Here is a 26,325-nt window from a genome sequence, read left to right on the forward strand (position 1 = left end):
TGAGACCGCGACTGCGACAAAAAAACTATTTGCTTTTAGCTTTTGTTTCTGTCTTAATAGCAGGTTTTGGGTTTTTCTTATCGTAATTCAAAGTTTCTTTCCTGACTTTCATCGGAAGGTTTTTGCCTTTTTCTTCTTGATCTTTTCCTTCTTTAATCAGTTTTTCATTGAGTTCATTATCTTCAGCAGTAAAAATATCATCTTTCGATTTTATCCTTTCATCGCCTCGCCAATTCATTCCTCGCAGTTTACGGGCATTTTCAGGAAGTTCGTCTTCAGGATAAATATCTCCATCCACTTTATTGAAGAAAGTAATGGTTTCAATAGCATTATTTTCCAATATCATATTGATTTTACTGCTGACATTTTTGTTAATTCCAATCAATTCATTAGCATCATTGCGCATATAAAAAATTACTTCTGTATTTTTAATGACATCAACATCATGAAGTTTTCCATCTCGAAATTTACCAAATAAATTGAGTCCCTTGACTTGGTTATAACCAGTTCCGAGTGTGTCCTTGGAGAGGACGAAAGTATTATTGAGAACTTTTAAAGAGTCAATTTTTCTTGTCTTATTATCGCCAATCAAGTGCATTACATCTCCTGTAATCTGGTTTTCACCATTCCAAAGAATCGGATTTCCGATAAGTTTTGTTAAAGCTGTCTTAGAATTCGAATGTATCGAATCACATTTACCGCTCATGTCTATTTTGTAAAAACGAACATTATTAAAAGCGCGCAAAATTCGTTCGCCTTCTTTTCCTGTCACCAATAATTTTTTTCCGTGAATGTAAACTGAGTCGTTTTCAACCAAATTTATGGCAACAGCTCTTTTGGTAACAAACATCGAATCTTTAAGCTTATAAAGCTCCGCATAATGTCCTTTTACAATTCCTTTGTTAATCGAATCAGTAATTTTTACATTCCGAGTTGCTGATGCAAATTCAATATTTCGATTATAAAATAAGCTATCGCCTTCTATGAGTCTGTCGTCATATTTGATATACGATCTTCGAAGAAAATGCGCTAAATTTTTCTTCGTATCATAAAAACCTTTTTCAGTATAAATATAATTGGCTTTACTTGTAATAGTTGAAGGGCCAAGAAGGTACGTATGTCCAGAATTACTGTAATAATCCAAATGGTTTGATTTGATCACGTATTTTGGGTTCGTAATCGTAACTTCAGTCAAGAATTGAAATTTCTTTTCTTTAGCATAATATCTTCCAGATTTACTCACCAAAGTGTTGTCTTTGTTTACGATTGTACCTTTTGTATTGTAAAACGCTTCTTGAACATTTCTGTCAAAATTAATCGTATCGGTCTGCAAAGTAGCATCTGGAGAAGTTAAAACTGCGTTTCCTGTAGCAAAAGCTTTTTTTTCGTTACCGCTGTATTCAGCGTATTTACTATTTAGAAATAAAGTATCTCCTTGCACTAATTGTACATTTCCGAATGCTTTCAGATAATTTTCTTTTTGAAAAAAATAAGCTCTGTTGCAAGTTAATACCACACCATCATGATTCACTTTTACATTTCCTGTCAGTAAAAGTGCGTCTGGCACGTTAACCTGATCCACGTCGGAAAAGTCAGCATTCTCGATGACGATAGTTTTAGGAGTTTGTGTAGTTTTTTTGGCCTGCGCAGAAATAAATTGTACGCTAAGAAACAGACAACAAAATATAAAAAAGAGTGATTTATTCAACGGATTAAATTTTTGTCAAATTTATAAAAAAGGATAGAACCTATGGCCGATATTAGGATTAATTTATCATAACTCGCCAACACGTCAAATAAGAAGTTAAGCATTATTTATTTTTTCAACAAAAGACTCAACTCTCACGTTGTAGTTGTGGTATTTTGGATTTAAAAGAGAGCATTATAAAAAGATGACGTTCTGAGTTTTAAAAAATGAATTACATTTAGAAATTAGTTTTAATGCTCTCAGAGGATTAAAATTAAAAAATAAGGAAGAATAGCTCAAAAATATATGATAAATAAAAAAATAATTGCAGCCGGAATTACGTTAACTGTACTATTTTCAGCCTGTAAAACAAAAGATTTAAAAATGAGTACAGCAAAAGAACCAATTTCAACAGAAAAGAAAATTGTGGTTTATCAAGTTTTTACGCGCCTTTTTGGAAATAGAAATACAACCAACAAGCCATGGGGAACTATTGAAGAAAATGGCGTTGGAAAATTTAATGATTTTTCAGATAAAGCGCTTCATGAAATAAAGGATTTAGGCGTTACTTATATTTGGTATACTGGCGTTCCGCATCATGCTTTGGTACATGATTATACTGCGTACGGAATCTCAAATGATGATCCAGAAGTGGTAAAAGGCCGAGCAGGTTCTCCTTATGCTGTAAAAGATTATTACAATGTTAATCCAGATTTGGCTGTAAATCCTGCAAAGCGTTTAGAAGAATTTGAAGATTTGATAAAACGTACTCATAATGCGGGCTTAAAAGTTATTATTGATATTGTTCCAAATCATATTGCAAGAAAATACGAAGGGAAATCGAATCCTGCAGGCGTAAGAGATTTTGGTGCAGATGATGATACATCAGTTGAATACAAACGAGATAATAATTTCTATTATATTCCGAAAGTACATTTTGAAATTCCAGATGGTGATATTCCTTTGAATGGAGAGGAAAATTTATTAATTGATGGAAGATTTGACGAAAATCCTGCAAAATGGACAGGAAATGGTTCTAGAAAATTCAAACCAGATCAAAACGATTGGTACGAAACAGTAAAAGTAAATTACGGAGTGCGACCAGATGGAACTAAAGATTTTCCTGAACTTCCTGCTGGTTTTGATCAGAAAACATATCAAGAACATTTTGCTTTTTGGCAAGATAAAGACGTTCCAGATTCTTGGAAAAAGTTTAGAGATATTGCGTTGTATTGGACTGCAAAAGGAGTAGACGGATTTCGTTATGATATGGCAGAAATGGTTCCTTATGAATTTTGGAGCTATATGAACTCTTCAATAAAAATGAAAAATCCTAACGCTTTTTTGCTGGCAGAAGTTTATAATCCGAATGAATATCGCAATTATATTCGTTTAGGGAAAATGGATTATTTGTATGATAAAGTTGAAACGTATGATAAGCTGAAAGATGTTATTCGAGGAAAATCTTCGCCTGATGAATTAACAAAAATTCAAAACGGAATGGCAGATATTGAACACCATATGCTTCATTTTCTAGATAATCATGACGAACAGCGTTTAGCAAGTCCAGAATTTGCAGGAACGCCAGAAAGAGGAAAACCTTTAATGGTGGTTTCGGCTACAATCAGCACTTCGCCAACCATGATTTATTTCGGACAAGAAGTAGGAGAGGCTGGAAATGAAGATGCAGGTTTTGGAAAACCCTCAAGAACATCGATTTTTGATTACATCGGAGTTCCAAATCATCAGCGTTGGATGAACGATGGTAAATTTGACGGCGGACAGCTTTCTAAATCAGAAAAAGAACTTCGTGATTTTTACAAACGTTTATTAAACTTTACAATCAATAGCAGTGCTTTGATGGGAAGTTTTGAAGAAATTCAATCGGTAAATCGACAAAATAACGGAAGTTACGATGCATTATTGTATTCGTATGCTCGTTGGTCAGAAAACCAAAAACTGATTATAATTGCTAATTTTTCTTCTGAGAAAGGAAATGAATTTAATTTGAAAGTTCCTTCATCACTTATTTCAAAATGGAATTTAAAAGATGGAGAATATCAATTAAAAGAACAATTATATCAAAATAAAACCGTTGTTTTAAAAGTTCAGAATGGAGAAGGAGAGGCGAAAGTTTCGATTCTGCCTTCAGAATCTTTGATCTTAGAGTTGAAATAAAAGTAATCGTGATTATAAAAGAAAGACTTGTTTAGAAATACCTAAACAAGTTTTTTTTGTTTTAAAGCTTTTTAAGCAACGAAAGAATCTCTCTAATCGAAAATTGAGCACCACAAACAAATTCATCTGAAGCTCCATAATAAACTGTTAGTGTGTCACCATCAGGTTCGATGAAGTGACCGTTTGTGAATACGACATTTCCGAAGAAACCGCTTAATTCATAGTTGGTTTTAGGAAACATAATTGGAGTTTCGGTTCTCGAAATCACTTTTGTTGGATCTTCCAAATCCAATAAAAAAGCACCTAAGCAGTATTGGTGAAATTCGTTGGCTCCATGATAAATTTCAAGCCAGCCTAATTCTGTTTTTATCGGAGCGGCTCCAGCGCCAACTCTTTTGCTATCCCAGCTTTCTTTTCTGGTTTTGATAATACATTTGTGATTTCCCCAATGAATTCCGTCTGGAGAAGAAGAGATCCAAATGTAATTTCCGCCAATATCTACACTACTCGGACGATGTAAGGCATAAAATAAACCGTTTATTTTCTCATCAAAAATGGCACAGTCTTTATTGTGCGGAGGAAATATCAATCCATGTTTTTCAAAAGTCTTCCAATCGGTTGTGGTTCTTAATCCAACGCCAACGCCACTGGGAGAAACAGAAGTAAAAGTGAGATAATATCTTCCTTCTATTAAAGAAACCCGGCAATCCTCAATTCCGAAAGTTTCAAGTATTCCTTCGCCAACCAAATGCGGATAATCTTCAGGTTCATAAAATCGTTTTCCGTCTTCACTGCACAATAAACGAATGTGCGATAAAGTGGTTAAATAATCAATTCCTTGATAATTAATTACGCGTGCATCTGTCGCGATAAGTTCGGGATGATCTTTTAAAATTTCAATAATTTGAATTGTGCCTGCTTCAGTTAAGATTGGAAACGAAATAATATTCTCAATTTGTTTTGGTCTTTCGGCAACACGTACAGCCAGCCAGATTTTGTTTTGAAATTGAAATACGCCAGGATTCAACAGACAGGTAATTTCAAGGCCTTCTCTGCTTGGCGGTAAATCTGATGGCGATATTAAAGGGTTTTCTATGAAACGATTAGCAATGTCTTTCATAATCTTAGTTTAAAGTACCTAAAAGGTATAAAAAAAAGCTGATACTTAATTGCATCAGCTTTTTTATCTATACTTTTTTAACCTTTTTGAGGGCTTCAATGTAATATTCGTTTACTTTTTCCCAATTGATATGATTGTAAAAAGCATCAATATAACTGCCCTTTCGGTTTTGATAATCTAAATAATAAGCATGTTCCCAAAGATCGATTCCCATAATTGGAGTCCCCGGAATCAAAGCATTTTTCATCAATGGATTATCTTGATTGTCAGTTATAGTAATTTGTAATTTACCATATCTGTCAACAACCAGCCAAACCCATCCAGAGCCAAACTGCTTTTCAGATTGTGCTTTAAATTGATTAGTCAAGTTATTAAAAGAACCAAACTCTTTATTAATAGAACCTGCAAGCGTATCTTTTGGAGTCTGCTCTTTTGGAGTTAAAATATTAAAATAAAGTGTATGATTATAATAACCCCCAGCATTTTGACGAAGCTTTGCATTATTTAAATCTAACTTTTTCAGAATATCCTCAATCGGCATATTTTCGTATTCAGTAGAAACAATCTCTTTGTTAAAACCGTTTGTATACGATAAATAATGCTTAGAATAATGCGTTTCTAAAGTCAAAGTTCTAATGTCAGGAGCAAGATCGTCATAGTCAAATGACAGTTTTGTCATTTCAAAAGAGCCGGGATCGGCTTTAACATCATTTGGCGAACCAATAGTAATTTTCTCTTCCTTTGTTGGAAGAGGAACCTCAACGACTTCAACCAGCTTATCCTCTTTACAGGAAAATAATAGTAAAAATGAAGTTAAAGTGCTGAAAAGAACAACGTTTTTCTTCATAATGTTTTTATTTTGATGTTAATGAATTGATGATCTCGATATAATTTTCTTTGGCTTCATCGATTGACATATGGCTAATTTGCATCCAAGCATTGGTTTTAAATGCATCTCTTAAATCAAAATTTTCAGATTGATTGTAATAGACTGCTGTTCCAAAAGTTGCTTGTTTGTAATAAGCATAAAGCCTTAACTGCACGTCTTGCGGCAGCGAAGCCTGAGTCATTGTCATTGCAACTTCTACGGCTTTAGTAAATCGAATATCTAAATCTGTATCAGCCATTTATGCTTTTGTAGCAATAATTGTTTTTCCACCAATTGCTTTTTGATTCAATTCTACATTGATTGGTGTACCTAAAGGTAAAAATAAATCTACTCTTGATCCAAATTTAATGAAACCAGCGTCAGTTCCTTGAACAACCTGCATTCCTTCTTTTGCGTAATTTACAATTCTACGAGCCAATGCACCCGCGATTTGTCTGTATAAAATAGCGCCGAAAGTTTCATTTTCAATTACTACAGTAGTTCTTTCGTTTTCTTCACTTGCTTTTGGATGCCAAGCAACAAGGAATTTTCCAGGGTGATATTTGCTAAATTTAATGATTCCATCCATCGCGTAACGAGTTACGTGCACATTGATTGGCGACATAAAAATAGAAACCTGTAAACGTTTGTCTTTAAAATATTCTCCTTCATAAACTTCTTCAATAACCACCACTTTTCCATCAACTGGAGCTAGGATGTGATCACTGTTTCTAACTGCAATTCTCTTCGGATTTCTGAAGAATTGTAAAATAATGATCAAAATTACAAGCGCTGCAATTTGAACAAGCATTCTAAGCCAATTGATATCAATAAATCTTTCAGCAATTAAAAGTACAGCTACAGTAAATACAGTACCTAATAAAATGGACGGGCCTCCCTCTTTATGAAACATAATATAAAATTTGATAAAATAAAAATATAATTGGTGCTACAAATATAACACTATCTAATCGATCTAGAATACCTCCGTGACCAGGCATTATCGAACCGCTGTCTTTTATGCCTGCAATTCGTTTAAATTTGGATTCTATTAAATCTCCAATAGTTCCAAAAACACTCACGATTAATGCAATAATAGTCCAGATTAAAATTGATTTGCTGCTAAATTCAGGTTTAGGCTGAATATAGAATTTAGAAATCAAGAAGCCAGCAAATGCTGCAAAGACGACACCGCCAATAAAACCTTCAATTGTTTTTTTAGGAGAAACACGTTCAAATAACTTGTGTTTTCCCATTGATTTTCCAACTAAATAAGCAAAAGTATCATTCGTCCAAATCAATACAAACAATCCAATTATAATTTTCGGATTGTAATCGTTAGTTCCAAAAGAAATTTTTACAATAAATATAAATGGAAGTGTAACATATCCAAGTAGATATAAATACTTTGATGAAGTACTTATTTTTTGAACTGAGTCATAAAATAAGAATATAATGCATTTTATTGAAACCACAATTGTAATGGCTAGAAGAATCAAATCCAGCTGTTTAATATTGGTTTCTAAACTAATATTAGCGCTAAAAGTTTCGTTTAAAAATTGGGTCGTTTGCTTATTGTAATGACTTACAAGAATAATTGCAGAATAAACTAAAGTCCCAAAGAGAATAGAAAATACTTTGTTTAGGTTTACGATATTAGAAAACTCATATATCGTTATAATTAGAAAGACGCCAAAAAGAGTAATGAAGCTTTCTGTCGAAAACAATATAGAAGTTAGTAATAAAGCGATATAAACAGCACCAGAAATGGCCCTCTTCAGTGTTTCGTTCATCTTAAAGATCTTCTAAAAGCAATAAATAAAGATTCTTTGCAACACTTCCGTATTGTGTAAAATCTTCGTCCTTGGCTTTTTCGAAATATTTTATTGTAGTGATATTAGTAGGATAGTCTCTTTCGTACTTACGTTTTATAGCGCTCAATCCGTCGCTTTTCATCGGAAGGATTTGGCTTGTGGTTGCTATAATAACAATGTTAGCAGGTAATTCGTTTGGCTTATTTTGTCTGATTTGTTTTGAAGAAAATAAAATAGAACCTTCATCAGCAATAAGGTTTTCGCAGCTTGCTAATAAGAATTTGGGTTTTGTTGGAGCAATATAAAATAATTTATTTTCCTCCAATAAGGCAAATAACGCTGGTTCGTAACATAAAACTTCATTTTCGAACCAATCGTTTTCTTCTAAAATGTTTTCAAACTGTTCAGTAACTTCTCCTGTGTTTTCGCAATACAAAAACTTACCTCCATTTTTTTTGAAGTTGAAAATAAATTGCTCATCTAAAGATAAATGACTGTTCTGCGAAGAAGTACCAGCATATTCGCTTTCGTTCTCCTCGTCAGAAGCGGCTTCACTAGAGCCAAATATTTTTTTGAAAAAATTCATTTTTTATATGAAATGCTTTACATGTTAGTTGAAAACGTTCAAAGATAAAAAAATCTTAATTCAAAAGGGACTTTTGAATTAAGATTTTGAAAATTTATTACGTTTTTCGTAATTATTTATGAAACGACTTCTTCTAAATTTTTGTCAAAAGTTCGTTTTCCGAATATAGTTTCTAAATCATCTTTAAAGATAACTTCTTTTTCAATCAGAATATCAGCAAGTTGGTTTAATTTGTCTTTGTTTTCTTCTAAAATCTGAATTGCTCTCTGGTATTGACCTTCGATTAACTCTGAAATTTCAGCATCAATGATTTTTGCTGTTTCGTCAGAATATGGCTTAGAGAAATTGTATTCGCTTTGTCCAGTTGAGTCGTAATAAGTAACGTTACCGATTTTATCATTCAATCCGTAGATCGTTACCATAGCACGAGCTTGACGCGTTACTTTTTCTAAATCGCTTAATGCTCCTGTAGAGATTCTGTCAAAAGTTACTTTTTCAGCAGCTCTACCTCCCATAGTAGCACACATTTCGTCTAACATTTGATCTGTTCTTACGATTTGTCTTTCTTCTGGCAAGTACCATGCAGCACCTAAACTTTGTCCACGAGGAACAATTGTAACCTTAATAAGTGGAGCAGCGTGCTCTAGCATCCAGCTAACCGTTGCGTGACCAGCTTCATGAATAGCGATTGCTCTTTTCTCTTCTGGAGTAATAATTTTGTTTTTCTTTTCAAGACCTCCGATGATTCTATCTACAGCATCAAGGAAATCTTGTCTGTCAACTGCCGCTTTGTTGTTACGAGCAGCAATTAATGCAGCTTCATTACAAACGTTAGCAATATCAGCACCAGAGAATCCTGGAGTTTGTTTAGCTAAGAAGTCTAAATCAAGACCTTCAACTTTTTTAATTGGAGCTAAGTGTACTTTGAAGATTTCAGCTCTTTCGCGAATATCTGGTAAGTCAACAAAAATTTGTCTGTCAAAACGTCCTGCACGCATTAAAGCTTTGTCCAATACATCGGCTCTGTTTGTCGCAGCCAAAACAATCACGTTAGAGTTTGTACCAAAACCGTCCATTTCTGTTAGCAATTGGTTCAAAGTGTTTTCTCTCTCGTCGTTTCCGCCAGACATATTACTTTTTCCCCTTGCTCTACCAACAGCATCAATCTCATCGATGAAAATGATAGCAGGAGATTTTTCTTTTGCTTGTTTAAATAAGTCACGTACACGTGAAGCACCAACTCCCACAAACATTTCTACGAAATCAGAACCTGATAAAGAGAAGAAAGGTACTTGAGCTTCACCAGCAACAGCTTTTGCTAATAAAGTTTTACCGGTTCCCGGAGGCCCTACAAGTAAAGCTCCTTTCGGGATTTTACCTCCAAGATTCGTGTATTTTTCTGGGTTTTTAAGGAATTCAACAATTTCTTGAATTTCTTCTTTAGCACCTTCTAAACCAGCAACATCTTTAAACGTAGTTTTGATATCTGTCTTTTCGTCAAAAAGTTTAGCTTTAGATTTTCCGATATTGAAAATCTGTCCGCCACCTCCAGCACCTCCGCCAGACATTTTACGCATGATGAAAATCCAAACACCAACGATAATGATGATAGGAAGTAAGCTGATTAAAATATCGCTCCAGTTATTTTTTTGAAGAAAGTTGAAATCTTTCAATTTTCCTTCGCTAACTGCTTTTTCTAATTTAGTCTGAAAGATTTGATCATTACCAATTTCCAAAGTGTAATGTGGACCTTTGTTTGGTTGCTTGAAAATATCTTCGGCAACTTTTTTGTTTGCTGCATCTTTAAGAGCGGCAGATGTTAGATATACTTCTGCTTCTGCTTTGTTAAAAACAATAACTTTTTCAATCTGGCCTTTTTCTAAAAGCGTATTGAATTTAGAAGATGTTAATTGAGCAGGTTCGTTTAAGCTTGATCCTCCTGTAGCAAAACTTATGAATAAAAAAACTAAAAGTATTGCGGTGTATATTAACCAAGGACTTATTTTAAATTTATTCGGATTTGGATTATTATCTTTAGCCATTTATGAAAGTTTCTTTAGTATTTGTTCTCGATTGTAGTTATTTTGGCATCTCCCCAAAGGCTTTCGATGTTATAATATTCGCGAATATGTTTCTGGAAAACGTGTACCACAATGTGTACGTAATCCATTAAAACCCATTCTGCGTTATCAGTTCCTTCTACGTGCCAAGGTTTATCTTTTAAGTCTTTTGATACTGTTTTTTGAATTGAGTTTACGATGGCGTTAACTTGAGTGTTTGAAGTACCATTGCAGATGACAAAATAGTCACATACAGCCGTATCTATTTCTCTTAAGTCAAGAATGTCGATATCATTTCCTTTTACTTCCTCAATCCCTTTGATTATGTTCGCCAATAGAACATCATTATTAATAGTCTTTTTCGCCATGAATTATTTTATATGAATTTGTAAAGTTACCAAATTTTGTGATTATTTTTGAACCTTAACAAAATATTAAACTAAGATATTTAAATTATTTAATGAAACTAATCAAACTCGATGCCATAGATTCTACAAATGACTTCTTAAAAGCATTGTCAAGTCAGGATGAACTGGAGAATTTTACTGTGGTAACGGCTGAAAATCAGACAAAAGGGAAGGGGCAAGTAGGAGGCGTATGGAAGTCTGAAGCTGGTAAGAACTTAACAATGAGTGTCTTGGTTAAGGATTTTCTTTTTAATAGTGAAGAGGTTTTTAACCTCAGCCTCTTAGTCTCTTTATCAGTTGCAGAGGTTCTAAAATCGTTAAATATTCCTGATATCTGTATTAAATGGCCAAACGACATTCTGTCATACAATAAGAAATTAGTTGGCATATTAATCGAAAATACCTTAAAAAGTGATGGCAGAATCGTGTCAGTTGCCGGAATCGGAATTAATGTCAATCAAACCGATTTTAGCGAATTGCTCACTGCTTCGTCAATGGCAGTAATTTCAGGAAAATCTTTTGACAAAGAAGAACTGGCAGTTTTAATCGTTCAAAAATTAAAAGAAAAGATTCATTTATGGAAAACCGAATCGCAAAATTTTTGGAACGATTATTTTAATTTTTTATTTAAAAAAGGTATTCCTACAGCATTTAGAGACAATGACAACAAAGATTTCATGGGAATCATTCAAGGTGTTTCTCCTTTTGGAAAATTGCAGGTTTTGCTGGAAGATGATTCTGTTGCGGAATTTGAGATTAAGGAAGTTAAAATGCTTTATTGAGAGGGACAAAGGGACATAGTAACAAAGGCTCAAAGGTTTTCTTTCGTTGTGAATAAAATCGTTCAGTTTGTGATTTCTCGTTCCTTGAAATGACAAAAAAATGCGATTAAAACTTTGCGAACTTTGCGTAATTCCTAGCGTTCTTTGCGGTTAAAGCAAAAAAAATGCCCGACAATAATCGGGCATTTTAATTTATCATTTACAACTTACAATTCACAATTATAATTTGTGCATATTGTTTGCTAAAGTTTCAATAAACTTACCAATTGGGCCTTTAACCATCATCGCCATCATAGCGTTGAATTCGCCTTCAAAGAACAATTGAACAGCACTTTCTGAATCAGAAATTGTATCAATGTTTGAAGTTAGCGTAAACGGAAGTTTATCACTTGCAGCGCCCAAAACGATTTTGTTTGGAGCTACTTTTTCTTTCATTTTTAATTTGATTTCAGGCATCCCTTTCAATCCAAAAATAAAAGCGTCTTCGCCAATCACTTCGAATTTAGCGATATTGTCTGGCATTAATTTTTCGAAATTCTTTACGTCAGTCAGTTGGTCAAATAAATCCTGAGCTGATTTCTGAACTGTAACTTTTGGACTTTCTAAGTTCATATTTGTTTGTTTTTTATTTTTTTTCTTAACCGCAAAGTGCGCAAAGTTTTTTTTAAATATACGAGATTTAAAAAAAAAAAACGCAAAAGGTCGCAAAGCTGGAACTTTAAATAAATTCAAAAAATCTATTCATAAAGAATAGAAATCTAAAATCTGCAATTTATTCCTGTCCCCAAGTCGATGGACTCTCGTTCCATTCCAACAAAGTCGATTGCTGATCTTCTGTGATATATTGTTTTTGAACAGCCAAATCAAGAAGATTTTCGTAGTTGCTTAAAGTGAATAAATCAATATTAGCTTCTTTGAAATTCTCTTCGGCCACACCAAAACCGTATGTGAAGATCGCTGCCATGCCTTTAATATTAGCACCTTCGCTTCTTAAAGCTTCCACAGCCATCAAACTGCTTTTTCCAGTACTAATTAAATCTTCGACAACCACAACATTTTGTCCTTTTTGTAAAAAACCTTCCACTTGGTTTTGTCTACCGTGTTTTTTTGGCTCCGGACGCACATATACGAAAGGAAGACCTAAACTTTCGGCAACCAAAATTCCAACTCCAATGGCTCCAGTGGCAACACCAGCAATCACATCAGGCTTTCCAAATTGTTTTTCGATGTTCTTAGCAAATTCATCACGAACATAGTTTCTGATGCTCGGAAATGAAAGAATTAACCTATTATCGCAATAAATAGGAGATTTCCAACCAGAAGCCCATGTAAAAGGATTTTCGGGATTCAATTTAATTGCATTTATTTGCAAAAGCAATTCGGCTGTTTTTTCGGCAGTATCTTTATTAAAAATCATAGTACAAATGTATAAAGTTTTTGTAAACGACAAACCACTTTTTTTGACAAATGAAATCTCGAAGGAAACAGATTTCCAATTGTTCTTGTTAGAAAGTATTGATATCGAACAGCTTATTATAAAAATTTTTCAAAATAAAATTCAAAAAGCGATTCTATATCATCCCGACGAAAGTGAAATGATGAAAACCCTAAAAGCCAAAATTCCGGTTAATAAAGCGGGCGGAGGCTTTGTCTACAATAAAAAAGGCGAAGTCTTGTTTATCTTTAGAAACGGAAAATGGGATCTGCCAAAAGGCGGAATCGAGAAAGGGGAAGACATCGAAATGACGGCAATGCGTGAGGTAGAGGAGGAGACAGGAGTAAATCAGCTTCGTATTACGAATAAACTTCAAAAAACCTATCATATCTTTAAACGCAATGGAAAATACAAACTCAAAATCACGCATTGGTTCGAAATGCAATCTGATTTTGAAGGAACTCCACACGGACAAATTGAAGAAGGAATTGAAAAAGTAGCCTGGTTAAACCCAGAACAAATCAAAGAAGCACTAACAAATTCTTACGAAAACATTAAATTATTATTCGAAGAAGACAATCAAGCTTCGGTAGATTTAAAAGTAAAAAAGGAAAACTTAGAATCTTAGCGTCTCAGTATCTTAGAATCTCATAATTTGGGCGTGCCACCAATAAAAAAAACACCCAATGAACTTTTGCGTTCATTGGGTGTTTTTTTTATTGCTGTCGGGCTTTCGCCGCTACTTCGGTAGCATGGCTCTATTCCTCACGCGGAACGGCTTCGTTTGTAAGATTTTGTTTATTTTTAAGTAAATTTATATTTTTAATTAATTCATATTTCAAAAATCGTACTTTTGTTAAATAAGTAACACTTTTGATTTATGAGCACACTAACAAAACCAAACCACATAGGAAGAAAAATAAGCCGAATTCGTGAACTTAGAGACATGAAGCAAGAAGCTTTGGCTCAAGCTTTAGGAACAAACCAACAGGCAATTTCTATTTTGGAAAATAGTGAAACCATCGATGATGAAAAGCTTAAAGATATTGCAAAAGCTTTAGGAGTAAGTGTTGAAGCAATTCAAAATTTTTCAGAAGAAAGTGTGATTAATTATTTTAATAATTTCTACGATAATAGTGGTAGTAATGGAGCATTTGCGCATGGACCAGTATTTACTTTCAATCCATTAGATAAATTAATTGAAGCTTACGAAGAAAACAAAAAGCTTTACGAACGTTTAGTTCAAGCCGAAAAAGAAAAAGTAGAGTTTTTAGAAAAAATATTGAAGGATAAATAAGTTTTTTGTTCTTTCTATGATAAAAGAAAAGCCTAATAAAATTCGATGTTTTATTAGGCTTTTTAATTTCAATTTATGTCGCTGGCGCGAGCGTCCCGCTCGTGCCTTTTTTATGTATTTATTTGCATTGATTCCCCGTTCGCACTAGTGGGGGAAGCGGAATAGATAATGATAATTATTTATTTCTGTCTGTAAATTTAATTATTATATTGGACGTACTAGTATTGTCATTAAATCCATGCCTTTATCCGTTACATGCCACTCATTTTTTGAATTCATTCTAAAAATTCCGCCATCAATAAGTGTTTTCTTTAGAGTTTCAGAAAAGTTTTCAAATTTAAAGTTTTTGGAATTGAGACTAGTAATGATTTCTTCTTTATGTCTTTTTTGTAAATCATTAAAAAAGTTAGCTAAACTTCTATTACTACCATCCAGGTAAACCTCTCCATCAATAATTTTATAGCTTCCACGTGTATTTAGCACTTTTTGTACTAGTTCATTGGATTCTTTTAAAGAATTATTCAAGTTTTCTATTGTAAGTTTGTCTGCTGTAATTCTTTGCTCGTAGGATTCTTTCATTGTATCTCTTTCCTTTGTAAGATCGTCAATTTGCTTGTTACCTGATTCAGCATTTTTAAGTTTTGTAATTTCTTCGGCGAGTTTCACTTTTTCTCTGGTAGTAAATATTCTTGATTCGTAAATATTTTCAATCCTTTTTTCTTTTGTTCTTTTAAGCCTAGTATCAATCCAGACCATTAAAATTGGTACCCCAAAAGTATATATTGCAACTATTATTAAAGGTCCTATTACCGACCAAATAGAACAATACCAAGTATTAATTACAATAATGTTGTACTCGATAGATTCTTTAGAAAATAATAATAAAAATATCGGTCTCCAATTGTAAATCAAAAATGAACAAATAAAAGATCCAACAATTGGGGATTTCATTCGTTCTTTCGATGAGTCGATTATACTTTTTATTAAATCTGTTATACTCATAAATGATTAATTGGTTTTTTTATAAAGCAAGTTGTTTTGCTTGTGATTTTTTGCTGTTGATTTAGATTACGATGAAGAGCAGGATGCTCGCGCAATCATGATAAGTCATATTTTTGTCCAACCTTTCGAAAGTTTACCTGCATAATCAAGATATGGTACAGTTTGTCTCCTGTTGTTTTCTCTTTGAACAAAATTTAATATATTCATATAAAAATACAATAGACTTTCAGTGTTATCTTCACTTTCTTTATAAATTGAGTCAGCTAAATTAATGAGACCTTTATTTAAAATGAATACACGATCAATTAATGTTGAGTCTACATTTTCTTCAGTTGCAACTAATTTTATTCTAGCTATTTCTTTTTTTGCCCAATTAGTTTTTGATAAATCTGTATCATATGCAAAAACGGAATGAAAATATCTGCAAGTTACTTTTTCATCTGCTGGTCTTTGTTTTTTTGATATATCTAAGTTTTGTCCAAATGGTTTTAAATTTTTTAATGTATTAACACTTTTGAGAATTTTTAAAGTTTCATCTTTAGTTAATTTTGATTTGATTTCAATACTTGCCAGTAAAGCTTCGGCAGGTAATATATAATGACCACCACTATAGAATGGTATGTTTCTGGAATTGTCATATATCATTAAATCCATTTGTTGACTACTATTGTTTTTTGTATCAACGACTTCCCCTTTTACAACAGAATAAGTATTGGGTAAATTTTCTCTAAAAAAGTCTAATAATGGATCTTCTCTTTCTTCTCCTTTAGTTAATGAATGCTCTATAACTTTGGTTTTAATGAATTTCCCTAAAATGTCATAAATAGCACCTTCAAATTTTGTGTTGAACTTCTCATTAGGTTCGTACCCTCTTTTTTTAAATGAACTTTTGGCAGGAGTCTTACTCATTATTTAATTTTTTTAGTATGATTTTTGTAATATATATAAGATAGTTATTATTTATAAAATACTTTTTTTTGAACATTGGAAAAAGGTATATAATTTTCAACATTTAAAACTACAAAACCCTATAAACAGGATAGTGCATATGCGCCTTTTCATAATAAACAGAATGTTTGTAAATCCAATCTAATTGGGCTTCGGCGCTTTTTGCGAATTCGCGGTCGTTTTGTTTTTTGGTTTCTAATTCTGCTTTTAGAGTTGGATTATCTTTTAAAAGTTGGGCTGCAGTATCTTCAAAAATATATTCTGAGTAATGTTCTTTTTGCTGTAAAATCGCATCGAAAAAATTCCAGTTAAAAAACGAATCAACGCCTTCTGGTTCAAAAGCTTCTAGAAGATATTTCACGCCTTTTTGGTTCGTTGGAACGTAATAATCTCCTTTAGCGAAATTCATTTTTACTTTTTTAGAAGTTACAGTTGTGTTTCGGTGCAGGTAATGTCCTTCGTAAGCAGACGGAACCGTTTTAAAATCGGCAATTCTATAGCTTTCGACCTCAACAACCGTATCGTTTTTAAATTGTCTGAAAGAGATATTATTGTTTTTCAGTAGCTCAATAATATTCCAATAACCTCTTGGAACAACATAAGCCGTCGGAATCACAATTTCTTTAGCCGATTTGAATTCTTTAATATACGGAACGTCTTTTTTGTACGGTTTGCTTCGGGCATAATACAAACGATCTCCTGTTGTCGCTTCGCTTTTTTTGTAACCTGCTTCGTAACCTAAAAAGGTGAATTGGGTTGTTTTTGTGCTGTCCATTTCCCATTTCAAAGTATAGGATTTTTTAGGCTGATATTGTTCTAAATTTTTCACACGAAACTCTTTGATTTTCTGATAATTGGCATCGGTAAAATCCATAGTCGTTTTCATGTATTCGTAAGTCATTTTTACGCGTTCTGCATATTTTTTCAGCATGTGCGTTTCGACCACAAAACCAATCGTATTAAACAAAGAAGTGTAACCCGTAGTATATCGCGGACTGTCAACAAATTGCCCGAAACCTTTATCTGGCGTATCTTTAAAAGAATCGACATAAGGCGTCGTTTCGATTTTCTTTTTCTGAAGATCTTTTACCAAAGCAGGCATCATTTCGTCATTCATAAAATCGCCCAAAACCGTTCCGAGTTTGTTGTGCTGCGTCATAATATACGTCAGTTTGTATTGATAATCAGAACCGTTGCTTACGTGATTGTCGATAAAAACATCAGCGTTTATTTTCTGGAAAATCTCTACAAAACTTTTTGTATTTCGAGTATCCGATTTCATTAAATCACGATTCAAATCATAGTTTCTGGCGTTTCCTCTAAAACCGTAAATCTCTGGTCCGTCTTGATTCGCGCGAGTTGTCGAATTTCGGTTTAAAGCGCCACCAATATTATAGACAGGAATCGTAACCAAAACGGTATTTTTTGGCGCTTTCATTTTTCCAGTTGCTAAATCTCTGTAGAATTGCATTGTTGCATCGATTCCGTCAGGTTCTCCTGCGTGGATTCCGTTATTGACGAACAGAACCGCTTTAGTTTTCTGGATTTTATCAAAATCAAATTCCTTGTCAGGATTAAAAGTAATCATGTGCAAAGGTTCACCAGAATCTGTAAGTCCCATTTCTTTCATTTGAATCGAAGGAAAATCGGCTGCAAGCATTTTAAAATAAGCAATAGTTTCTTGATAATCTGCCGATTGATTTCCGTTTCCTTTCTCAAAAAAAGTATCGTATTTTTTGTTGTTTTGAGCGAAAAGAGAAAGCGTGAAAAGTGAAATGAAAATGGTAAAAAGTTTCATGGTTTTGGTTTTAACTAAGAATCAAATATAGTTTTTTTTGTTTCAAGTTTCAGGTTTCAAGTTTAATATGCTTTGCCTATATTTTTTTGTTTCACGCAGATTTTGCAGATTAGAGCAGATTAATTTTGATTTTTTTGAATCTGCTAAAATCCATTTTAAATCTGCGTGAAATATAATCTTTGCGGTTATTTTTCTCTCGCAGATTTTTCAGATTTCGCGAATTTTTTTATTTAATATTTAAATTTAATCTGCTTGATCTGCAAAATCTGCGAGAGATAAAACCTATGCGGTTAGACAACTTGAAACAAAGAAAACCTGAAACTTGAAACCTTTTAACTACTTTTGCAGCATGAAAAAACACCATTCCAACGATATACTTTCGAATTTAGGGATTAAGAGCCTGAACGAAATGCAGGAAATGGCACATGATGCTATTTTAAACGAAAACAATACTTTATTACTTTCTCCAACAGGATCAGGAAAAACATTAGCTTTCTTGCTTCCGATATTGGAATTGTTACAGCCAGAATTATTGTCTGTTCAGTGTTTGATTTTGGTTCCGTCTCGCGAACTTGGTCTTCAAATTGAACAGGTTTGGAAAAAAATGGGAACGCAATACAAAGTCAATATTTGTTATGGAGGGCATTCAATCGATACTGAAATCAAGAATTTAAGCAATCCACCAGCAGTTTTAATTGGAACGCCAGGAAGAATTGCCGATCATATTGAAAGAGAAACTTTTAGAACAGATAAAATTCAGACTTTGGTTTTAGACGAGTTTGACAAATCGCTGCAATTGGGTTTTCACGAACAAATGTCTTTTATAATTGGAAGATTATCGAAAGTAAACAAACGTGTTTTGGTTTCGGCAACTTCAGATATTGAAATTCCAAAATATACACGAGTTGTAGATCCAGTTGTTTTGGATTTTATTCCAGAGGAAGAAGAAAAGGCTAATCTTTCGATGAGAATGGTGCTTTCGCCATCAAAAGATAAATTACAGAGTTTATTCAATTTGATTTGTTCTTTAAAGTCAGAATCGGCGATTATTTTTTGTAATCATCGCGATGCTGCAGAACGCATTAGCGATACTTTAAACGAAAAAGGAATTTATTCGGTGTATTATCACGGCGGAATGGATCAAGAGGAGCGTGAGCGTGCTTTAATTCAGTTTAGAAACGGAAGTGTCACGTATCTAGTTACAACCGATTTGGCTGCGAGAGGTTTGGATATTCCAGAAATGAAACATGTTATTCATTATCATTTGCCTTTAAAAGAAGATGAATTCACACATAGAAATGGGCGTACAGCGCGTATGCAGGCAACTGGAACGGCGTATGTGATCATTCACGAAAGTGAAAAAGAATTAGATTACATTGATTATGAAATGGAAGTTTTAAATGTTGAAGGAAGCGTTTCGCTGCCACAACCGCCACAATTTCAAACCATATACATTAGTGGAGGAAAGAAAACAAAACTGAATAAATTTGATATTGTTGGATTCTTTTCTCAAAAAGGAAAATTAGAAAAAGACGATTTAGGATTAATTGAAGTAAAAGATTTTGTTTCGTTTGCAGCAGTAAAATATAATAAAGTAAAAGAACTGCTGAAAAACATTAGAGATGAAAAAATGAAAGGCAAGAAGTTTAAAATCGAAGTTGCCCGTAATGTGATCAAGAAAGTAGAAGAGGAGAAGAAAGGTAAGTACTAATTTTGGAATTTGATTTTTAATTTTTTGTAACTTAATAAGTTGTATTTCAGTTGTTTATAATTGAGTGGCTAAGTTTTACAATTTTATGTTAAAAAAATAATGAATTGATAGGTGTTTTTTCAATATTTCTATGTTTTTTTGTGATCGTAAAATTGTAAACCCCAAATACTATATGAAAAAGATTATTACTCTTGCCGCATTGTTTTTTAGTTTTATTTCGTTTGCACAGGTTAAGGTTCTAGAAACGGTTCCTGTAGAAAAATTAGGAAAAGTAAATAACAACTACATTCAGAAAATTGGTGACGAATACACTGTGTATTACACGATCATTCAAAGTGATGATGATTCTACTTTGAGAAAGTTTTCATTCAAAAACATCGATAATGCTTATAACTCTTTATACAACATTATTGTGGGCGGATTTACAGCTTCTCCGTTGTACGATATCAAATTAGAGTTACCTAACAACTACATTTGGTTGCACTACACAGGAAATGTGGTTCCAGATAAAGCTACAGTACAATTTATGGTTTCTGGAAAAGAAAGAGACGCAGCAACAAACAACGTTTCTGAGCCATTCGTAAAAGATCAAATCAGTAAATTATTCCAAAAATAATTCTTTTTGAGATTCAAAGTCTCAAAGGGACAGAGGGACAAAGTTTTTAAACTTTTCTCTTATATCATAAACAAAAAAAGCTGTTCTATTGAACAGCTTTTTTTGTTTTAGGCTACAGATTCAAAGAAACAAAGGTTCAAAGATTTGATTCCAATTAGAAACCTTTGTTACTTTGAACCTTTGTTACTTTGTCCCTAAAAAGAAACTATATTTTCTTCACGTATTGCGTAATAATAACAATTTGCTGGCCATCGACTTTTCCTTCAATGTATTCAGCGTTTTCATGGTCCAAACGGATGTTTCTAACAGCAGTTCCTTGTTTGGCAACCATACTTGATCCTTTTACTTTAAGATCTTTAATTAAAACTACAGAATCTCCGTGTTGTAGGACTACACCGTTACTGTCGCGGTGAACTAATTTGTTTTCGTCATCTTCGCCTTCGCCTGTTGCTTTTGCCCATTCCAAAATATCTTCATCAAGATACATCATATCCAGTAATTCTTGTGGCCATCCTGCAGCGTGTAAACGGCTTAACATTCTCCAAGCCACAACTTGTACTGAAATATTTTCGTTCCACATGCTGTCGTTAAGGCATCTCCAGTGATTCAAATCTACGTTGTCTGGATTTTCAATTTGGTCAATACAAGTGTTACAGGCTAATACAGCTTCATCAATTCCGCCTTTTCTAGTTGGAAGAACTTGATAAACTTTTAAATTTTCTTCATTTCCGCAAAGTTCACATTTAGATCCGCTACGTTTGCTTAATTCTCTCTCGATGCTCATGGTATTATAATTTTTTGGCGAAAATACTGTTAATTAAAGCCTTTTGCAAATTATATTTTTGAAAAACCTAGTGTCTTAAAACTTCGTAGATTTTATTTTCATTAAAAAGACGCTGAATATTACTTTTTGAGATTCTTTCTTTAGTCTTATAATTCTCTTCTTTATCAATTTTCTCAATTTGAGTTTTTTTGTCAATTTCCATTTCATTCATAAACACCTCAACGCTGTCTTTAGAAACTTCATTAACTTTCATTGTAGTATAGAATCCATTTGATTCGTCTACATAGTAAATATCGCCTGCTTTTGGTGCTTGAACGTACGTTTTACTATCAGAAGCTCTTTGTATAGAAGAGTAATAGGCGCTTAAAACTAAAATACCAACAATAAAAAGTCCAGAAAACATCCAGATAGGAGAAGAGACCTTTCCTTTTGCTAAATTGATTTTCTGCTGAATTGCTGATGTAAGTTCGCCAAATTCGAATGTTTTTTTGCACGAATTGCATTCGGCAAAAGTTAATTTCTTGACAGGAAAAAACGGTATCCAATAAATGTGAACATATTTTTCGAAAATGCTGTAATTCATTGATACATTACTGTTGCAATTTGGGCATTCTACATTTATAATGCGGTCGTTCTTAATGTTTTTTGCTCTGGTTCCGTAAAAGATCATTTTTATATAATTAAAATTAGGCGGCTAAATTAAAGATTTAACTTACAAAATAACAAAATATTTTTGTTATTTCTTAACCCTAACCGCATCTGGAACCAGCATTTCATATTCGCCTCCATGACGCAATACATCGCGTACAATGCTCGAACTGATAAATGAAGTACTTGCTGCTGTTAGTAAGAAAACCGTTTCTATTTTAGAGAGTTTTCTGTTTGTGTGTGCAATGGCTTTTTCGAATTCGAAATCGGCTGGGTTGCGTAAACCTCTTAGAATGAAATTGGCATTCAGTTTTTTTGCTAGATCAATAGTTAATCCTTCATACGTAATGACTGAAACTTTTGGCTCATCTTTGAAGGTTTCTTCAATAAAGCGTTTTCTTTCTTCTAATGAAAACATGTATTTTTTTTCGGCATTGACACCAATGGCAATTACGATTTCGTCAAATAAAGGAATTCCTCTTTTGATAATGTCTTCGTGTCCAAGTGTAATTGGATCAAATGACCCTGGGAATATGGCTTTTCGCATTTTTTTCTTTTTAAGGTTCAAAGTTGCAAAGGCACAAAGGCGCAAAGTATTTTAAATTGGCTAAGGCTATGCTTTTGGAATTTATTTATGTTATTCTTTTTGTATTTATAGACACAACCCATTCGTCTTTTTTACAAACTTTACAATTTGCTTTTCCTACTTTTTGTTCTTCGGTGTTTCCGCAGAAACTACAGGAATAAATGCCGTCTGCCGGAATGAATTTATTTTTGGCATAGAATAAAGAGGGCAGAATTGGTAATCCGTAACCAACATCTTTGTCTTCATAATAAAAAACACTTATTTCGCCGCTTGTCTCTATAAAAGCGTGTTTGACTTGTCCTAAATGTTCAATAGATTTGATTCTTAATTCTGCAAAAAATTCGTCTTGCGCCAGAGTTTCTTTTTTGAAAGTAGAAACAGAAAATTTACCATCATTAATTAAACATTCAGTTTTACCTTCTATGAATTCTTCGAACTTTTTGCTTTTTCCTGTCAGCCAAGTTACAGATCGATATAAAATAATTATCGTAGTAAAAACAATCGCTGCAGGAATAATTCCGACATCTTCATAAAACATTGGATCGCCGGCAGCAGAACCTAATGCAATGATAATTACCGTTTCGAAAATAGATAACTGTTTTACGCCTCTTTTTCCTGCTAGTTTAAGAGTCAGTAAAAGAATAATAAACATTACGGTTGAACGAAATATTACTTCAAAAATAAAGCTCTCAGGCAGATTGTTAAAAAGAAGTCTTTCCCACTCGAAAATTTGTTTCATTATTTAAAGGTGCTAAGGTTCTGAGATTCTAAGTTGCTAAGGTACAGAGATACAAAGGTTCAAAAGATTGACATTGGCTTCGGCTCAGTTTAATAATCTAAAAAAATGAGGTGCTAAAACTTAGAGTCTTAGCACCTCAGTATCTTAGCATCTATTTTAAAGCTAACTCAATTGCATTTGTGAATAAATCTTCTAGAGAAATTCCAGCTGCTTTTGCTTGTTGCGGAATCAAACTTTCTGTTGTTAAACCAGGAATTGTATTCATTTCCAACATGTGCGGTTCGTCGTTTACGATGATGAATTCGCTTCTTGAGAAACCTTTCATTTTTAAAACTTCGTAAGCGCGTTTTGCTGTTTCACCCACTTTTCTAGTCATTTCGTCAGAGATTCTCGCAGGCGTAATTTCTTGTGATTTTCCTTCGTATTTTGCTTCGTAATCGAAGAAATCATTTTCTGATACAATTTCTGTGATTGGTAAAACTTTAATTTCCCCTTGGTAATTGATTACTCCAACAGAAACTTCTGTTCCGTCAAGGAAACTTTCGATGATGATTTCGTTATCTTCTTTGTAAGCTACTTCAATTGCGATAGGAAGTTCAGCTTCTGTTTTTACTTTTGAGATTCCGAAACTAGAACCTGCTTTGTTTGGTTTTACGAAACAAGGAAGCCCCACTTTTTTAACGATTTCTGCTGTATTGATTTCGTCTCCTTTATTCAAATAATAAGAAACAGCTGTTTTGATTCCGTATGGTTTTAAAACAGATAATAAATCTCTTTTATTGAATGTTAAAGCCGATTGGTAATAATCGCAAGAAGATTGTGGCAGACCGATTAATTCGAAATAAGCCTGCATTAATCCGTCTTCTCCTGGAGTTCCGTGAATGGCGTTGAAAACACAGTCAAATGTGATTTTTTCTCCATTTACAGTAACTGAAAAATCATTTCTATCAATTGGAAATTCGGCGTCGTTTTGGTCTACATAAACCCATTTTTCTTTGAAAATGTGAATACGAAATCCGTTGTATTTTGTTTTGTCAAGATATTGATAAACGACATTCCCGCTGATTAAAGAAATCTTGTATTCGCTAGAATAGCCGCCCATGATGATGGCAATGTTTTTCATTGTATGTTTTTATTTTTTAATTGTTTACTTCGTCTGTTCGTCTTTCAGCCTCGGGTCAAGTTTAATGTTTCAGGTTTTGCCTAACGTAAATCCTTCACTTCGCTCAGGAGGACAAACTATTATGATGTCTAAAATTCTCTTAAGAATATAAATTGTACTTTTTTCAGATAAAGAACGTTGTTATGAAACTGAGTGCCCTAGCCCCGATAGAGCCGGTATCCTTTTTGACTGCTTTTTCTGCAGGCAAAAAGATATAGGCGAAAGCGGGAATAGCTCCTTCCTTCGACTTCGCTCAGGATGACAAATAGAGGCATTCTTGTTTTAAACAAAATTATCATTTTTTTTGAAACGAAATACTTTATCTTTGTCGCTATTAAAAATAAATTTATGAGTTTACGTCAGTATCTAACAAGCCGAGTTTTTTTCTTGCAATTGCTTGCTTCCGCTGCTATTATTGCGGTTATTGGTTATTTATTTATGCATTGGTTAACTTTTACAACAGATCACGGACACGAAATTGCGGTGCCGAATTTGTCTAAATTGACTGAAGAGCAAGTGGAACAAAAATTGGATGAACTGGATTTAGATTATGTTCTTTTGGACAGTGTTGATTACAGAAGTGAATTCCCAAAATACAGTGTTGTTGAGCAAGATCCGTTGCCAGGAACGATGGTAAAAGTGGGTAGAAAGATTTATATTAAGATTAATGCTTCTGGTTTTTCTTCTGTGAAAATTCCAGATTTAATCGAAAAAACATATCGTGAGGCTGTGCCAACGTTAAAAGCGTTAGGACTTGAGGTTGGAACGATTACGTACATTCCGAACCTTGGAAAAGATATGGTTTTGGAAATGCGTTTGAAAGGAAGAAACATAAAAGTAGGAGATCGTGTGCTTAAAGCTTCTAAAATTGATTTAGTTTTAGGAGATGGAAAAGCAAGTTATGTAGATGATAGTCAGGCAACAGATAGTACTTCAGTGCCTGCAGAAACCCCAAATGATGAACAATAATATTGAAGAAAATTTAGATCTGGAAGACGAATTATTTGAGCACCACAGATTTGAAGTCCCAAAAGGTCAAGCGTTTTTGCGTATTGACAAATATTTAATGTATTTGATTCCGAATGCCACGCGAAATAAAATTCAGAACGCGGCAACGAATGGAAATATTTTTGTGAATGATATTCCAGTAAAATCAAATTACAAAGTAAAACCTTTTGATGTGATAACGGTAATGTTGTCGCATCCTCCGTTTGAAAATCATATTCTTCCTGAAGATATTCCGTTGAATATTGTTTATGAAGACGATGCTCTTTTGTTAATCAATAAAGAGCCTGGAATGGTTGTACACCCTGGTCACGGAAATTATACTGGAACTTTGGTGAATGCTTTGGCGCATCATTTTGATAATTTGCCAATGAATAGCAGCGAACGCCCAGGTTTGGTTCACCGAATTGATAAAGATACTTCTGGACTTTTGGTTGTGGCTAAAACAGAAGCAGCAATGACTCATTTAGCAAAACAGTTTGAAGCAAAAACAACTGAACGTGAGTATATTGCTTTAGTTTGGGGAAATGTTGTGGCAGACAGCGGTACAATTGAAGGAAATCTTGCAAGACATTTGAAAGATCGTATGCAAATGGCAGTTTTTGCTGATCCAGAAATTGGTAAACCTGCTATTACACATTATAAAGTTTTGGAACGTTTTGGTTATGTGACTCTTATTTCTTGTAAATTGGAAACAGGAAGAACTCACCAGATTCGTGCGCACATGAAACATATCGGACATCCTTTATTTAATGATGAGCGCTATGGCGGACATTTGATTTTGAAGGGAACAACTTTTACAAAATACAAACAGTTTATTGAAAATTGTTTTAAAGCTTTACCGCGTCAGGCGCTGCATGCTAAAACCTTGGGATTTGTGCATCCGAATACGGGCGAATTGATGCGTTTTGATACAGAACTTCCTCAAGATTTTAAGGATTGTATCGAGAAATGGCAGAATTATGTGAAATTGCATAACACGGAAGACGAGAATTAATTAGAAAATTTGACAATTAGAAAATTAGGGAATTTGTCAATTAGATAATTTCTTTTCTTTAGATAAAATAGAAAAAGCTCCTTTTGGGAGCTTTT

The 26,325-nt window shown here is 33.6% G+C and carries 27 protein-coding genes; 8 read left to right on the forward strand and 19 right to left on the reverse strand.

The window, feature by feature from the left end; all coding sequences use genetic code 11:
- Positions 1–25: 25 nt before the first annotated feature.
- Positions 26–1,708, reverse strand: coding sequence for an OstA-like protein (locus tag QLQ96_RS13185; RefSeq protein WP_482491089.1), 1,683 nt, complete (start codon positions 1,706–1,708; stop codon positions 26–28).
- A 285-nt stretch (positions 1,709–1,993) separates the two neighbouring features.
- Here QLQ96_RS13185 and QLQ96_RS13190 point away from each other — a divergent pair, with 285 nt between their 5' ends.
- The gene (locus QLQ96_RS13190) at positions 1,994–3,865 is read left to right on the forward strand and encodes an alpha-amylase family protein (RefSeq protein ID WP_482491090.1); all 1,872 of its coding nucleotides are present in this window, start codon (positions 1,994–1,996) and stop codon (positions 3,863–3,865) included.
- A 61-nt stretch (positions 3,866–3,926) separates the two neighbouring features.
- On the opposite strand, the gene QLQ96_RS13195 is transcribed toward QLQ96_RS13190, so the two are convergent.
- From QLQ96_RS13195 to rsfS, 8 genes are all read right to left on the reverse strand, one after another.
- Positions 3,927–4,985 carry a glycoside hydrolase family 130 protein gene (locus QLQ96_RS13195; protein WP_482491091.1) on the reverse strand — a complete coding sequence of 353 codons (1,059 nt, stop codon included), beginning with the start codon at positions 4,983–4,985 and terminating at the stop codon, positions 3,927–3,929.
- 67 nt (positions 4,986–5,052) lie between these two features.
- Entirely contained in the window at positions 5,053–5,832 is a 780-nt protein-coding gene (locus QLQ96_RS13200; protein WP_482491092.1) for a superoxide dismutase, read from the reverse strand.
- Between the two features lie 7 nt (positions 5,833–5,839).
- Positions 5,840–6,112, reverse strand: a complete 273-nt coding sequence (locus QLQ96_RS13205) for an acyl-CoA-binding protein (protein ID WP_482491093.1) — start codon at positions 6,110–6,112, stop codon at positions 5,840–5,842.
- A complete protein-coding gene (locus QLQ96_RS13210) occupies positions 6,113–6,766 on the reverse strand; it encodes a phosphatidylserine decarboxylase family protein (protein ID WP_198857211.1) in 654 nt (217 codons plus the stop codon).
- Positions 6,756–7,646 (reverse strand): phosphatidate cytidylyltransferase, encoded by an 891-nt coding sequence (locus QLQ96_RS13215; protein WP_482491094.1) that lies wholly within the window; start codon positions 7,644–7,646, stop codon positions 6,756–6,758. Before QLQ96_RS13215 ends, QLQ96_RS13210 begins: the two co-directional genes overlap by 11 nt.
- Before the next feature lies 1 nt (position 7,647).
- A complete protein-coding gene (locus QLQ96_RS13220) occupies positions 7,648–8,253 on the reverse strand; it encodes a lactate utilization protein B/C (protein WP_482491095.1) in 606 nt (201 codons plus the stop codon).
- 116 nt (positions 8,254–8,369) lie between these two features.
- Positions 8,370–10,295 (reverse strand): ATP-dependent zinc metalloprotease FtsH, encoded by a 1,926-nt coding sequence (gene ftsH / locus QLQ96_RS13225; protein ID WP_482491096.1) that lies wholly within the window; start codon positions 10,293–10,295, stop codon positions 8,370–8,372.
- 14 nt (positions 10,296–10,309) lie between these two features.
- Complete coding sequence (gene rsfS / locus QLQ96_RS13230; RefSeq protein WP_482491097.1) at positions 10,310–10,681, reverse strand: ribosome silencing factor; 372 nt, start codon at positions 10,679–10,681, stop codon at positions 10,310–10,312.
- Between the two features lie 92 nt (positions 10,682–10,773).
- On the opposite strand from rsfS, the gene QLQ96_RS13235 reads away from it, so the two are divergent.
- On the forward strand, positions 10,774–11,502 hold the full coding sequence (locus tag QLQ96_RS13235) for a biotin--[acetyl-CoA-carboxylase] ligase (RefSeq protein WP_482491098.1): 729 nt from the start codon (positions 10,774–10,776) through the stop codon (positions 11,500–11,502).
- A gap of 219 nt (positions 11,503–11,721) precedes the next feature.
- Here the strand turns inward: QLQ96_RS13235 and QLQ96_RS13240 are convergent, their stop codons facing one another.
- Positions 11,722–12,114: an SRPBCC family protein gene (locus tag QLQ96_RS13240; RefSeq protein WP_482491099.1), complete on the reverse strand. Its 393-nt coding sequence runs from the start codon at positions 12,112–12,114 to the stop codon at positions 11,722–11,724.
- A gap of 160 nt (positions 12,115–12,274) precedes the next feature.
- Complete coding sequence (pyrE, locus tag QLQ96_RS13245) at positions 12,275–12,919, reverse strand: orotate phosphoribosyltransferase (RefSeq protein WP_071637185.1); 645 nt, start codon at positions 12,917–12,919, stop codon at positions 12,275–12,277.
- A gap of 7 nt (positions 12,920–12,926) precedes the next feature.
- Here pyrE and QLQ96_RS13250 point away from each other — a divergent pair, with 7 nt between their 5' ends.
- Positions 12,927–13,565 (forward strand): NUDIX hydrolase, encoded by a 639-nt coding sequence (locus QLQ96_RS13250; RefSeq protein ID WP_482491100.1) that lies wholly within the window; start codon positions 12,927–12,929, stop codon positions 13,563–13,565.
- Between the two features lie 252 nt (positions 13,566–13,817).
- Positions 13,818–14,234, forward strand: a complete 417-nt coding sequence (locus QLQ96_RS13255) for a helix-turn-helix domain-containing protein (RefSeq protein WP_482491101.1) — start codon at positions 13,818–13,820, stop codon at positions 14,232–14,234.
- Positions 14,235–14,438: 204 nt separating this feature from the next.
- On the opposite strand, the gene QLQ96_RS13260 is transcribed toward QLQ96_RS13255, so the two are convergent.
- From QLQ96_RS13260 to QLQ96_RS13270, 3 genes are all read right to left on the reverse strand, one after another.
- Positions 14,439–15,236 (reverse strand): hypothetical protein, encoded by a 798-nt coding sequence (locus QLQ96_RS13260; protein ID WP_482491102.1) that lies wholly within the window; start codon positions 15,234–15,236, stop codon positions 14,439–14,441.
- Between the two features lie 105 nt (positions 15,237–15,341).
- Positions 15,342–16,145 carry a DUF6602 domain-containing protein gene (locus QLQ96_RS13265; RefSeq protein WP_482491103.1) on the reverse strand — a complete coding sequence of 268 codons (804 nt, stop codon included), beginning with the start codon at positions 16,143–16,145 and terminating at the stop codon, positions 15,342–15,344.
- 109 nt (positions 16,146–16,254) lie between these two features.
- On the reverse strand, positions 16,255–17,982 hold the full coding sequence (locus tag QLQ96_RS13270) for a M14 family metallopeptidase (RefSeq protein ID WP_482491104.1): 1,728 nt from the start codon (positions 17,980–17,982) through the stop codon (positions 16,255–16,257).
- A gap of 349 nt (positions 17,983–18,331) precedes the next feature.
- On the opposite strand from QLQ96_RS13270, the gene QLQ96_RS13275 reads away from it, so the two are divergent.
- Both QLQ96_RS13275 and QLQ96_RS13280 read left to right on the forward strand, forming a co-directional pair.
- The gene (locus QLQ96_RS13275; RefSeq protein WP_482491105.1) at positions 18,332–19,693 is read left to right on the forward strand and encodes a DEAD/DEAH box helicase; all 1,362 of its coding nucleotides are present in this window, start codon (positions 18,332–18,334) and stop codon (positions 19,691–19,693) included.
- 172 nt (positions 19,694–19,865) lie between these two features.
- The gene (locus tag QLQ96_RS13280) at positions 19,866–20,309 is read left to right on the forward strand and encodes a hypothetical protein (protein ID WP_482491106.1); all 444 of its coding nucleotides are present in this window, start codon (positions 19,866–19,868) and stop codon (positions 20,307–20,309) included.
- A 205-nt stretch (positions 20,310–20,514) separates the two neighbouring features.
- Here QLQ96_RS13280 and QLQ96_RS13285 read toward each other — a convergent pair whose 3' ends face one another.
- The 5 genes from QLQ96_RS13285 to QLQ96_RS13305 all read right to left on the reverse strand — a co-directional run bounded on the left by QLQ96_RS13285 (position 20,515) and on the right by QLQ96_RS13305 (position 24,189).
- Complete coding sequence (locus tag QLQ96_RS13285; protein WP_482491107.1) at positions 20,515–21,093, reverse strand: PhnA domain-containing protein; 579 nt, start codon at positions 21,091–21,093, stop codon at positions 20,515–20,517.
- 67 nt (positions 21,094–21,160) lie between these two features.
- Positions 21,161–21,763 (reverse strand): zinc ribbon domain-containing protein, encoded by a 603-nt coding sequence (locus tag QLQ96_RS13290; RefSeq protein WP_482491108.1) that lies wholly within the window; start codon positions 21,761–21,763, stop codon positions 21,161–21,163.
- Between the two features lie 66 nt (positions 21,764–21,829).
- Positions 21,830–22,288 carry a pantetheine-phosphate adenylyltransferase gene (gene coaD / locus QLQ96_RS13295; protein WP_482491109.1) on the reverse strand — a complete coding sequence of 153 codons (459 nt, stop codon included), beginning with the start codon at positions 22,286–22,288 and terminating at the stop codon, positions 21,830–21,832.
- 85 nt (positions 22,289–22,373) lie between these two features.
- A complete protein-coding gene (locus QLQ96_RS13300) occupies positions 22,374–23,066 on the reverse strand; it encodes a DUF421 domain-containing protein (RefSeq protein ID WP_482491110.1) in 693 nt (230 codons plus the stop codon).
- A gap of 151 nt (positions 23,067–23,217) precedes the next feature.
- A complete protein-coding gene (locus QLQ96_RS13305) occupies positions 23,218–24,189 on the reverse strand; it encodes a D-alanine--D-alanine ligase (RefSeq protein WP_482491111.1) in 972 nt (323 codons plus the stop codon).
- A gap of 387 nt (positions 24,190–24,576) precedes the next feature.
- Between QLQ96_RS13305 and QLQ96_RS13310 the strand changes: the two genes are divergently transcribed.
- Positions 24,577–25,197, forward strand: coding sequence for a PASTA domain-containing protein (locus QLQ96_RS13310; RefSeq protein ID WP_482491112.1), 621 nt, complete (start codon positions 24,577–24,579; stop codon positions 25,195–25,197).
- Entirely contained in the window at positions 25,187–26,230 is a 1,044-nt protein-coding gene (locus QLQ96_RS13315; RefSeq protein ID WP_482496965.1) for an RluA family pseudouridine synthase, read from the forward strand. Before QLQ96_RS13310 ends, QLQ96_RS13315 begins: the two co-directional genes overlap by 11 nt.
- Positions 26,231–26,325 lie beyond the last annotated feature (95 nt).

The sequence above is a fragment of the Flavobacterium sp. B167r genome (assembly GCF_056824315.1).